This is a genomic window from Brachybacterium sp. GCM10030252 (genome assembly GCF_042666535.1).
Taxonomy (GTDB): domain Bacteria; phylum Actinomycetota; class Actinomycetes; order Actinomycetales; family Dermabacteraceae; genus Brachybacterium.
On record NZ_JBHTDM010000005.1, the window covers coordinates 17,285 to 28,022 of the forward strand.

Genomic DNA, 10,738 nt, shown 5'->3' on the forward strand with positions numbered 1-10,738 from the left:
GGAGCCGGGACCGATCGAGGTCACTCGCTCCAGGCGCCCGGATCCACGTCCTCGGGAGCGATGTTCAGCAACGACCCGATCTGCTCGGCGAGCACCTGACGCACCAGCAGCTCCAGGTCCTGCTCGCCGGCGCAGCGGGTCTGGACCGGCCGGCGGTAGACGATCACCCGCGCCGGATGCTCGCGGGTGGGCGGCAGCGCCCGTCCCAGCAGCACCGTAGCGTCCTCCCACGGGGCCGCGTCGGCGGGAGGCACCTCCTCGACCAGCACCTGCAGATGGGCCAGGCGACGCGGGAAGCGCTCCGTGAGGTCCGCCCCGGCGTCGGCGACCAGGTCGTCGAACTGCTCGCGGCGGGTCCGGTAGCCGGGAAGATGCGGCGGGATCAGATCCCAGCGCCTGCCGCGGCCCCGGCGATCGCGGCGACGCGGCCCCGGGCGCGGTCCCGGCACCGCGGGTCGGATCGGCTCGACATCCATGGAGGCACTCTAACGGCCTGGGGGCGACGCCCGGAGGTCAGGGCGCGCCGCCGCCCGAGGGTCGGTTCGCCTGCGTACACTGCTGGACGTGCCTGCTCGTGAATGCTCCCGGACCTCCTGCTCGAGACCGGCCGTCAGCTCGCTGACCTTCGTCTACGAGGACTCGACGGCGGTGCTGGGGCCCTTGTCGCGCACCAGCGAGCCGCACGCGTACGACCTCTGCAGCGAGCATGCCGGCCGCATGACCGCGCCCCGCGGCTGGGAGATGCTGCGGGTGCCCGGCGGCTCCGACGTCAGCGATGATCTCGTGGCCCTCGCCGACGCGGTCCGACAGCGCCCGGCCCCCTCCGGACAGCCCGCGCCGAGCGCGGGGCCGGCGCCGCGCAGCGGCACTCGGACGCATCGCACCGCGGGGCCCGACGAGGTGCCGGAGCGCCACCTCCGCGTCGTCAGGAGCACCGATGACTGAGCGCCCTGCAGCCTCGTCCCCGGACCTCTCCGCACTGGTCACCGCCAATGACGTGCGCGGCGTCGCGGGCGAGGAGCTCAGCGAGGGCGTCGCCCGCGCGCTCGGCGCCGCCTTCACCGACTTCCTGGACGGCGATGCGCTGATCGTCGCCCACGACATGCGGATCAGCTCGCCGGATCTGTCCCGTGCGGTCATCGAGGGGGCCGTCCGGCGCGGGGCCATCGTCGGTGACGCCGGGCTCGCCTCCACCGACCAGCTCTACTGCGCCTCCGGGCTGCACCGTGCAGCCGGCGTCATGGTCACCGCCTCGCACAACCCCGCCGCCGACAACGGGCTCAAGCTGTGCCTGCCGGGCGCCCGGCCCCTCAGTCGCGACACCGGCCTGGACGAGATCCGCCGGGCCGCCGAGGCGTACCTGGCCGCGGGGGAGATCCCGGAGCGGGGCGAGGGTCGTACGCAGCCGCTGGACACGCTGCCCGACTACGTCGGGACGCTGCACGGCCTGGTGAGCGTGCCGGATCGCCGGCCGCTGCGGGTCGCCGTCGACGCCGGCAACGCGATGGCCGGCCTCACCGCCCCTGCGGTCCTCGAGAGCCTCGAGCAGCTCGACGTGGTCCCCGTCCACTTCGAGCTCGACGGGACGTTCCCGAACCATCCGGCCGATCCCCTGGACCGCGGCACGCTGCGCGACCTGCAGGACGCGATCCTCGCCCACGGTGCGGATCTCGGACTCGCCTTCGACGGCGACGCCGACCGCTGCGTGGTCCTGGACGAGACGGGCGCGGCCGTGCCGCCCTCGGCGATCACTGCGCTCATCGCCCGCCGCGAAGTGGCCCGCGCCCGTGCCGCAGGCGAGGAGCGGCCTGTCGTCGTCGCCAACCTCGTCTCCTCCCGCCACGTCGCCGAGGCCGTCCTGGAGGCCGGGGGAGAAGCGGTCCGTTCGCCCGTCGGCCACTCGCTGCTGAAGGCCCTGATGGCCGAGCACGATGCCGTCTTCGGCGGCGAGCACTCCGCGCACTACTACTTCCGGGACTTCTTCTTCGCCGACTCCGGCATGCTCGCCGCCCTGCACGTGCTCGCCGCACTGGGGGAGAGCGACGGACCGCTGTCCGCCCTGATCGCCGAGCACGACCCCTATCCCTCCAGCGGCGAGATCAACACCCGCGTCCAGGACCCCTCCGCTGTCAGGGAGCGGGTACGGGAGCACGTGGAGAACCTGCCCGGGGCGCGTCTGGACGACCTCGACGGGATCACCGCCGTGCACTGGGATCCCGGCTCCCTGCCCGAGGACCGCTGGTGGTTCTCGCTGCGCTCGTCGAACAACGAGCCGCTGCTGCGGCTGAACGTCGAGGCCGAGCTGGAGACGACGATGATCCGGATCCGCGAGGAGATCCTGGCGATCGTCCGCGACCAGGACCTCACCACGGCCCCGTCCTCGGCCGACGCCGACGCAGCGGACTCCGACGGGGGGTCGGTGCCGCCGGCGGAGTCGGAGCTTCCCCCCGGCGCTAGCGGAGCCGACGTGCCCAGCTGGGTGCGCTCGCGTCTGCGCTGCCCCGACTGCGGAGGCGAGCTGCGAGACGTCGACGCGGCCCTGCAGTGCACCGGATGTGCGCGCCGGCACCCCGTCGAGGACGGGATCCCGGTCCTCATCGCCGGTCGCCACGACTCTCCGTCGGCCTGAGCAGGAGCCGCACCGGTCGGCTCAGGCGGAGAACGGCACCGCGCGGACCTCGGCGGACAGCTCCCGCTGACGCTCCTGGCCGCGCCGCAGCCGCTCCTCGTCCCGGCGGGACCGTTCGGCGATCACCGCAGCCAGGAACTCCTCCGGATCCGTCCCCGGCGGCGGGGCCGGAGCGACATGGGGCAGGGTGCGCCGCAGCAGATCGCGCGAGAGCTCGCGGCGCGAGGTCGGGTGAATGGTCGCCGCGCGCGGCAGGAACGAGCGGATGTCCTGCATCAGCGTCACGGGGAGCCGGCCGACGTCCGCCGCGCGGACCCACTCGCTCAGCGCGGCCGGCACCTGCACCCGGCTCGCCTCGAGATCCCGCATCCGCTCCTGGATCACCATGGTCCCGGCCAGCAGATCACCCACCCGGCGTGACCTGCGGTCGATCACCGAGCAGGTCAGCGCGAGCGAGCCCGCGGTGGACCAGATCTCCAGCATCGCCATCACGGCCCGCAGCAGGCTCTGGCGCACGTGGACAGGGCCGCCGTCGTCCCGCACCACTCGGGTGCCCATCACGAGGCGGCCGACGGAGCGTCCCTGCAGCAGCAGCTCGCACAGGACCGGGTAGCCCACATAGACCAGCACCGAGACCAGCACCACTGCGGCGGCGACCAGTCCGTCATCGAGATCGGCCCGCGCGGCCGACCAGGCCACGGCGACCGTTCCGGCGATCAGGATCGCCAGCTGCACCGCGCCGTCGACGGCGGCCGAGAGCATGCGCGTGGCGAACGTGGCGGTGCGCAGGTCCAGCAGCACGGCATCGCCGGTGATCAGTGCTTCCCGATCGGGGCGCGCGGGTACCGCCGCCGTCGAGCCCATCGTTGCCATGCCCCCATCCTGGCAGGATCGGCCCGCGCCGGTGAGCGCCGAGCGTCGGCTTCCGACGGCGGGGCCTCCGACTTTCGTCGGCCGCCGCCGGGCGGCTGCGGATCCTAGGCTGACCCCGTGGACACCGACGCCTTCATCGCCGTGCACCGCCCGCAGTGGGAACGTCTGCGGGAGCTGACCCGCGCCCGGAGACTGGACGCGGCCGGCATCGACGAACTGCTCTCGCTCTACCAGGAGACCGCCACCCACCTGTCCACGGTGCGCTCGACGAATCCGGACCCGGCCCTGACCGCGCGACTCTCGCTGCTGGTCCATCGTGCCCGGCTGCGGATCACCGGCACTCGGACCCCGCTGTGGAAGCACGCGCGCAGCTTCTTCTGGGAGGACCTGCCGGCAGCCCTGTACCAGGCCCGGTGGACGGTCGCGCTCGCAGCCGGGATCTTCCTGCTCGCGGCGGTCGTCACCGGTGTCTACTTCGGCACGGACGCCACCGCTCGCGAGCTCGTGATCTCCGAGGCGGATCAGCGCGACCTGGCCGAGCACGACTTCGTCGCCTACTACTTCCAGGGCGAGGCCTCGGGCTTCGCCGCCCAGGTGTGGACGAACAACGCCTGGATCACCGTGCAGGCCGTGGTGTTCGGCGTGACCGGCATCTGGCCCGTGGTCATGCTGCTCCAGAACGCTCTGAACGTGGGCCTCTCCGGCGGGGTCATGGGCGCCTACGACGGGCTGGGCACGTTCTTCGTGTTCCTGCTGCCCCACGGTCTGCTCGAGATCACCGCCGTGCTGGTCGGGGCCGGGGCCGGGCTGCGGACGTTCTGGGCCTGGGTGCGGCCCGGGCCGCTGCCACGGCTCTGGGCGCTGTCCCGCGCCGCGCGCGCCCTGGTGACCGTAGCGATCGGGCTGGTCCCGGTGCTCCTGGTCTCCGGAGTGATCGAGGCCTTCGTGACGCCGAGCTCGCTGCCGCCCGCGGTGCGCATCGCCATCGGGGTCCTCGCCTGGCTCGCCTTCCTCGTGGTCATGTTCGGCCGCGGCCGGCAGGTGCACCGTCAGGGCGTCACCGGCGACCTCCCGCAGGAGATGGTGGGCGACCACGTCGCCACCGCCGGCTGAGGGGATCGCCCGGCGCTCAGAGGCGCCCGGCGGCCTTGAGGGCGAGATAGGCGTCCGCGAGCGCCTGCGGGGCCCGGTCGGGCGGAGCGTCGGCCACATGGGCACCGACCCGTTCCAGCGCGCGGGCGACCCCCGCCCGCTCGGCCCGAGCCTGCTCGGCGGCGGCAGCGCTGTAGACCGCCTCGACGTCTCCGCGGCCGGCGGCGAGCGCCTCCAGGGCGGGATCGGCGACGGAGGCCACCAACAGCGGATGGTCCCGGGCGATCCGGGCTGCGACCGGCAGCAGACCGGTGTGCACGACGGACGCCTCGACCGGGGTCACCAGGACCACCAGCGCACCGCGCCGCGAGCGCTCCGAGATGGCGCGGGCGGCGCGTTCCCAGTCGGTCTCGACCAGCGCCGGGTGCACGGCCGCGGTGGCGGTGACCATGTCGTTCAGCACCCGGGTGCGGTTCGCGCCCAGCACCGAGACGTGGGTGATGCGATCGATGCACATCAGGTCGACCCGGTCTCCGGCCTGGCCGGCGAGCGCGGTCAGCAGCAGTGCGGCGTCGAAGGCCGCGTCCAGGCGGGTCGAGTCGCCCAGACGGCTCGCCGAGGTCCGGGAGGTGTCCACGACGATCAGCACGTGGCGGTCCCGCTCCGGGCGCCACGTGCGCACCACGACGCTGCGCCGGCGGGCGGTCGCGCGCCAGTCGATCGAGCGCACGTCGTCGCCGTCCACGAAGTCCCGCAGGGAGTCGAACTCCGTGCCCTGACCGCGCTGATGGACGGCCGCGAGACCCTCGATCTCGCGCAGCCGCTGCACCCGCGAGGGCAGGTGCCGCCGGGAGCCGAAGGGATGCAGGGCCAGCATCCTGCCCGGGGCATCGACCCGCGCCGTGCGGCGAGCGAGGCCGAGCGGGCCGCACGAGGCGACCAGCAGCGCGCGGGAGCTGTGCTCGCCGCGACGGGTGGGTGTGAACGACTGGGTGAGGGCGCGCCGCTCCCGGGCGGGGATGCGCAGTGCGGAGCGCTGCCGGTCGAGCCCGGCCGTCGGATTCCAGGCGTCGCGCACCTCCAGGTCCGCGGTGCGGCCGGTGGGATTGGTCAGCAGCAGCCGACCGGAGGTCTCTCCGCCCAGCCGTACCTGCAGCGGGGCCTCGCGGCGCACCCGGATCGCCCCCGGACGCGGGGCGGCGAACGCATCGGCGAGAACCACCAGCGCCCACAGCCCCAGCAGCACCAGCAGCACCCACCAGATCGGCCACAGGACGATGACGGGCAGAGCGAGCAGCGCCAGCAGCGCCGCGCGCGGGGTCAGCGAGATCCTCATCGACGCGTCCCTCAGCGGGGCACCGGGACGGAGGCGAGGGTCGCGGCGAGCACGGACTCGACCTGGGTTCCCTCCAGCTCGGACTCGGTGGTCAGGCGGACGCGGTGGGAGAGCGTGGCCGGGGCCATGGTCTTGACGTCGTCGGGGGTGATGAAGTCCCTGCCGGCGAGGTAGGCCCAGGCGCGCGCGGTGCGCAGCAGGGCGATCGCGCCGCGGGGGGAGACACCGAGCGAGAGACTGGGCGAGCGGCGGGTGGCACGGCACACGTCGACGATGTACTGGACGACCTGATCCTCCGCGACGACGCGGGCGACGTCCTGCTGGGCACGGTGCAGGGACGGCACATCGACCACGGGGCCCAGTCCCATCGCGGCGAGGTCGCTGATGTCGAAGCCCTCCGCGTGGCGGCGCAGCACGTCGATCTCGTCGTCGCGCTCGGGGAGCGGCATCACGGCCTTGAGTAGGAACCGGTCCAGTTGCGCCTCCGGCAGGGCATAGGTGCCGTCGAACTCGATGGGGTTCTGGGTGGCGATGACCAGGAACGGGTCCGGCAGCGGACGGCTCGCCCCGTCCACGGTCACCTGCCGCTCCTCCATGGCCTCCAGCAGCGCCGACTGGGTCTTCGGGGGAGTGCGGTTGACCTCGTCGGCCAGCAGCAGGTTGGTGAACACCGGGCCCTCACGGAAGACGAGGTCGCTGGTGGTGTTGTCGTAGATCAGGGACCCGGTGATGTCGCCGGGCATCATGTCCGGCGTGAACTGGACGCGACGCATCCGCACGTCGAGAGCGGCGGCCAGGGACCGCACCAGGAGCGTCTTCGCGACCCCGGGCACGCCTTCGAGGAGCACGTGCCCACGGCACAGGAGAGCGACGACGAGGCTGGTCACGGCCGCTTCCTGCCCGACGACGCCCTTGTGGATCTCGGTGGCCAGACCCTGCAGCTGACCGCGGGTGTCCACGTCGACGGCGGGGCCGGTGGTGGGACCTGCGTCTGCAGTCCGGGGCGGGTGCGCTGCGGCGGGGGTGGGGTCGGTCATCGGTCGATCTCCTTCTCGAGACGGTCCAGGTCCTGGGCGAGGCGCACGAGGTCCTGGTCGCTGGTGACAGGGGTGGGGCCGAGCAGCGTCCGCAGCTGCTCGGGGGTGCGGTCGACATGGGACGCGAGTGCCGCGATCAGGCCGTCCAGAGCGGATTCGCGGCGCAGGCCGAGGCGATCGGCGAGCCGGGTCGAGGCCGCCGAGCGCAATGCCGTCGCGGCCGCGTCCCGCGCTTCGGCCTGCTGCAGCAGGCGGGCCCGTCCCAGGACCAGCTCCTGGGGGCGGACCGTGACCGGCAGGGGCTCGACCACCACGGGGCCGAAGCGCCTGCCCAGCGCGAGCAGCGCGATCGTGCCGGCTACGAGGATCCACAGTGCCAGCGGACCGGCCCAGTCGGGCAGGTACGTCAGGATGCTCTGCGCGCCCGAGTTCATCGGGTCGCTGGCCGAGGGCAGGTACCAGCTCAGCTCGCCGGAATCGCCGAGAGCATTGAGGACGACGGCGGAGTTGTCGGCCTCGCCGACGCCGTCGTTGGTCAGCAGATCCGCGCTGCCGAGGACCAGAAGACGGTCGTCGCCCACCACCAGGGCCCCGTCACCGGAGAGGAAGCAGTTCTCGCCCCCCTCACCGGCGCGGTACAGGGTGGAGCGCCCCCGCAGCCCGTCCTCACCGGGCACCCGCAGCTGGCGCGCCCCGTGGGCGAGATCCCCGCAGCCGGCACCGGCCTCCAGCTCGGTGGGGCTGCGGAGGGCGCCTGCGGGACTGATCTCCGTGCTCAGGGACGACAGCGTCATCTCGTCCGGCTGCACCAGCACCATGCGGCCGCCCCCGTCCTCGTGGGCCTCGGCCAGGGCGTCGAGCTGCTCGGCGGTGAGGCTGTTCGGGGCCGCGACCAGCACCGTGCGGCCGGCCCGGAGGGAGTCGGCGGCATCGGCCGTGAGACGTTCGACCTGCACGTCGACGCCGAGATCTCCGAGCACCTGGACCACGGCCTTCGAGCCCTGTCCGGTGGGCGCATCGGGCTCCAGCGGTCCGTCGCGGTAGATGCCGCGGGCGATGGAGGCCACCACCGCGGCGACCACCGCGAGCGTCACGAGCACGATGAGCCAGGGGCGGCGGCGCCCTGCCTCGGGACGGGGAGCGGTCGGCGAGCTCATGAGGCGGCTCGTTCGTCGGCGGCCGACAGGTCGGGGGTCGACTCGGAGATGTATTCGGCCAGACGCAGCAGGTCGTCGGCCTGCTTCGGCGACGTCGCGCGGTGGGAGTAGGCGGCGGTGTCGAAGGCATCGGCCCCGCGCAGCAGGCGGCCGCGAAGGTCGGGGAAGGACTGGGCGGCGCGGTTCGCGGCCTCGTGCGCCGTCATCCCGGCGGCCACGTCCAGCAGGGTGCGCTCGTCGAGATCGCGCACGAGCGCGCGCAGGGCGAGCACCGTGCCGTCGTCCGTCCGGCCCGCATCGATGGCGGAGCGGGCCGACGCGCGCAGCTCCGAGGCGCTGAGCACCGGCTGCGCATCGAGTCCCGCGGGGACGGCGAGGGTATGGCTGCGGCGGATCAGCCCGGTGCGCCGCAGCACCAGGAACGCCGCCAGCAGCAGGGCGAGAGCCACGGCGACGGCGAGACCGGCCTGGGCGGCGGAGGAGCCGTCGATGCCGTCGACGAGGTTCGTCAGCCACCGCTCGATCACGCCGAGCAGCCAGCTGACGAAGCCGGGGGAGTCGTCGTACTCGGATTTGGACAGCTCCTCGAGGATGCGGGAGCGGGCCTCGTCCGGGTCCAGGGGCGGGGGGCCGGCAGGGTTCATCGCATGCCGCCGGTGTCCCAGTTCTCCCGCGAGCGCCGCGTCAGCTCGACGTCCCACGCCTCGTGCCGCATGCGGTTGTCGGCGTAGACCGCCGCGAACCCGGCCGAGAGGAACGGCGCCAGCAGGAACGTCGCGATGTAGCTGCCGATCATGGTGATGAGTGTGAGCACGGTCATGGCGACCACGAGCGCCTGCATCGAGCTGCCCAGGAGGATCGCGACGTAGACGATGCCGCCGACGAACCCGAACACGCCGGCGACGACCTGCAGGGCGATGGTGTAGACGAGGTAGAGCAGCGCACCCGTCCCCAGCACCCGCCACAGCCGGCGCCCCCGGGTCATGGCGAAGCTGCGACGCAGTGACCCCAGGATCCCGGCGTCCTCCACCACCAGTGCCGGGACGGCAAGGATCGTGCGGGCCCAGATCCAGATCATGGCCAGCACGCCGAGGGCCAGCCCGAGCAGGACCGCGCCGATCGTGACGACGCCGGCCTCCTGCACCAGCAGCACCGGCAGCGCGCCGAGCGCCAACGGCACGGAGAAAGCGAGAACCGAGGCCACGGCGATCAGTGCGCTGATGGCTATCGCCGGCACGGCCAGGCGCCGGGCGGTGGACCACATCTGCGAGCCGGAGACGGGCTCACCGGTGGCCTCGCCGATCGCGACGCGGGTCAGGGCCACGGTGACCAGGGACGCGGCGAACATCGAGATGATCCCGGAGATCGCCGAGGAGACGACGGTCAGGACGAGATCCGAGGCATCCGGCCCGATGGGCGCCGCATCCGGGTTGTCCATGGTGGCCTGCATCTCACCGATGAACGGAACCATCCCCGCCCCGGTCAGGACCGTCGTCAGAGCGAACGCGACGCCGTAGACGGCCGCTGCGAGCCCGAGGACGGTCTTCGCGCGCAGCCGGTAGATCCGCACGGCGGCGCCGAACACCTCGCCGAGGCTCAGAGGCCGCAGCGGGAACAGCGGGACGTTCTCGGCCAGCTCCCGCCGTGGTCGCCCAGGGTGGCCCGCCTCGCCGTTCGCGCCCTCGGGCACCTCGTGAGAAGCGTCCTCGGAGGTCTCCGGGGCTCCGGGGCCGGGCTGATCGGAGCTCCCGCTCGTTCCCGGTGCGGTCCATCCGGTGCTCATCGGTTCCTCCTGCTGCTGGTGCCGTCCTGGGCTCTCTCCTGGGCCCTCGCAGGACAACTTACGGACTCCCGGCCCGGTACCCGATCCGACGAACGTCGATGACCATGTGTCGTGCGGTGGCACAATGAGGCGCATGACGACGCCTTCACGGATCCTCGTGGTCGACGACGATCAGGCGATCGCCGAGATGGTCGGCATCGTTCTGCGCGGCAAGGGCTACGAGGTCGCGACCTCCCCCGACGGCGCCTCCGCACTGGAGACGTTCCCGCGACTTCGCCCCGACCTCGTCCTGCTCGACCTCATGCTCCCCGGGATGGACGGGATCGAGGTGTGCCGGCGGCTGCGCCGGGACTCCGGGGTGCCGATCATCATGCTCACCGCGCGCACCGACACCGCCGACGTCGTCGAGGGCCTCGAGGCCGGCGCCGACGACTACCTCACCAAGCCCTTCGAACCCGAGGAGCTGGTCGCCCGCATCAAGGCGCGGGTGCGCCGGGTCGAGCCGCCCACCACGGAGCAGCTGAGCATCGGCGACCTCGTCATCGACGTCGACGGGCACGAGGTGCGCCGGGGCGATGAGCTGATCTCGCTGACGCCGCTGGAGTTCGATCTGCTCACCCAGCTCGCCCGCAAGCCGTGGCAGGTCTTCACCCGTGACGTGCTGCTGCGCGACGTGTGGGGATACCGGCACAGCGCGGACACCCGACTGGTCAACGTGCACGTCCAGCGGCTGCGCTCCAAGGTCGAGCACGACCCCGAGAACCCGCGCATCGTGGTGACCGTGCGCGGCGTCGGCTACCGCGCCGGGGGCGTGTCCTGACATCGCCGGAG

Annotated in this window: 11 protein-coding genes; 4 read left to right on the top strand and 7 right to left on the bottom strand. The window is 73.0% G+C overall.

Annotated features, from left to right (window positions below):
- Nucleotides 1–20: 20 nt before the first annotated feature.
- Entirely contained in the window at nt 21–476 is a 456-nt protein-coding gene (locus tag ACFQRJ_RS04065) for a metallopeptidase family protein (RefSeq protein WP_377017322.1), read from the bottom strand.
- Between the two features lie 88 nt (nt 477–564).
- Here ACFQRJ_RS04065 and ACFQRJ_RS04070 point away from each other — a divergent pair, with 88 nt between their 5' ends.
- Both ACFQRJ_RS04070 and ACFQRJ_RS04075 read left to right on the top strand, forming a co-directional pair.
- Complete coding sequence (locus ACFQRJ_RS04070) at nt 565–945, top strand: DUF3499 domain-containing protein (RefSeq protein WP_377017324.1); 381 nt, start codon at nt 565–567, stop codon at nt 943–945.
- Nucleotides 938–2,629 (top strand): phosphomannomutase/phosphoglucomutase, encoded by a 1,692-nt coding sequence (locus tag ACFQRJ_RS04075; protein ID WP_377017326.1) that lies wholly within the window; start codon nt 938–940, stop codon nt 2,627–2,629. Before ACFQRJ_RS04070 ends, ACFQRJ_RS04075 begins: the two co-directional genes overlap by 8 nt.
- A gap of 21 nt (nt 2,630–2,650) precedes the next feature.
- Here the strand turns inward: ACFQRJ_RS04075 and ACFQRJ_RS04080 are convergent, their stop codons facing one another.
- A complete protein-coding gene (locus ACFQRJ_RS04080) occupies nt 2,651–3,502 on the bottom strand; it encodes an RDD family protein (RefSeq protein WP_377017328.1) in 852 nt (283 codons plus the stop codon).
- A 117-nt stretch (nt 3,503–3,619) separates the two neighbouring features.
- On the opposite strand from ACFQRJ_RS04080, the gene ACFQRJ_RS04085 reads away from it, so the two are divergent.
- A complete protein-coding gene (locus ACFQRJ_RS04085; protein WP_377017330.1) occupies nt 3,620–4,615 on the top strand; it encodes a stage II sporulation protein M in 996 nt (331 codons plus the stop codon).
- Between the two features lie 16 nt (nt 4,616–4,631).
- On the opposite strand, the gene ACFQRJ_RS04090 is transcribed toward ACFQRJ_RS04085, so the two are convergent.
- The 5 genes from ACFQRJ_RS04090 to ACFQRJ_RS04110 are packed head-to-tail and all read right to left on the bottom strand — an operon-like array spanning nt 4,632 to nt 9,907.
- Complete coding sequence (locus ACFQRJ_RS04090; RefSeq protein ID WP_377017332.1) at nt 4,632–5,930, bottom strand: DUF58 domain-containing protein; 1,299 nt, start codon at nt 5,928–5,930, stop codon at nt 4,632–4,634.
- An 11-nt stretch (nt 5,931–5,941) separates the two neighbouring features.
- Complete coding sequence (locus ACFQRJ_RS04095; RefSeq protein WP_377017334.1) at nt 5,942–6,967, bottom strand: AAA family ATPase; 1,026 nt, start codon at nt 6,965–6,967, stop codon at nt 5,942–5,944.
- The gene (locus ACFQRJ_RS04100) at nt 6,964–8,124 is read right to left on the bottom strand and encodes a DUF4350 domain-containing protein (RefSeq protein WP_377017336.1); all 1,161 of its coding nucleotides are present in this window, start codon (nt 8,122–8,124) and stop codon (nt 6,964–6,966) included. Before ACFQRJ_RS04100 ends, ACFQRJ_RS04095 begins: the two co-directional genes overlap by 4 nt.
- A complete protein-coding gene (locus tag ACFQRJ_RS04105) occupies nt 8,121–8,768 on the bottom strand; it encodes a DUF4129 domain-containing protein (protein WP_377017338.1) in 648 nt (215 codons plus the stop codon). Before ACFQRJ_RS04105 ends, ACFQRJ_RS04100 begins: the two co-directional genes overlap by 4 nt.
- The gene (locus tag ACFQRJ_RS04110; RefSeq protein WP_377017340.1) at nt 8,765–9,907 is read right to left on the bottom strand and encodes a glycerophosphoryl diester phosphodiesterase membrane domain-containing protein; all 1,143 of its coding nucleotides are present in this window, start codon (nt 9,905–9,907) and stop codon (nt 8,765–8,767) included. Before ACFQRJ_RS04110 ends, ACFQRJ_RS04105 begins: the two co-directional genes overlap by 4 nt.
- A 124-nt stretch (nt 9,908–10,031) precedes the next feature.
- Between ACFQRJ_RS04110 and mtrA the strand changes: the two genes are divergently transcribed.
- On the top strand, nt 10,032–10,727 hold the full coding sequence (gene mtrA / locus ACFQRJ_RS04115; protein ID WP_377017342.1) for an MtrAB system response regulator MtrA: 696 nt from the start codon (nt 10,032–10,034) through the stop codon (nt 10,725–10,727).
- Nucleotides 10,728–10,738: the final 11 nt, after the last annotated feature.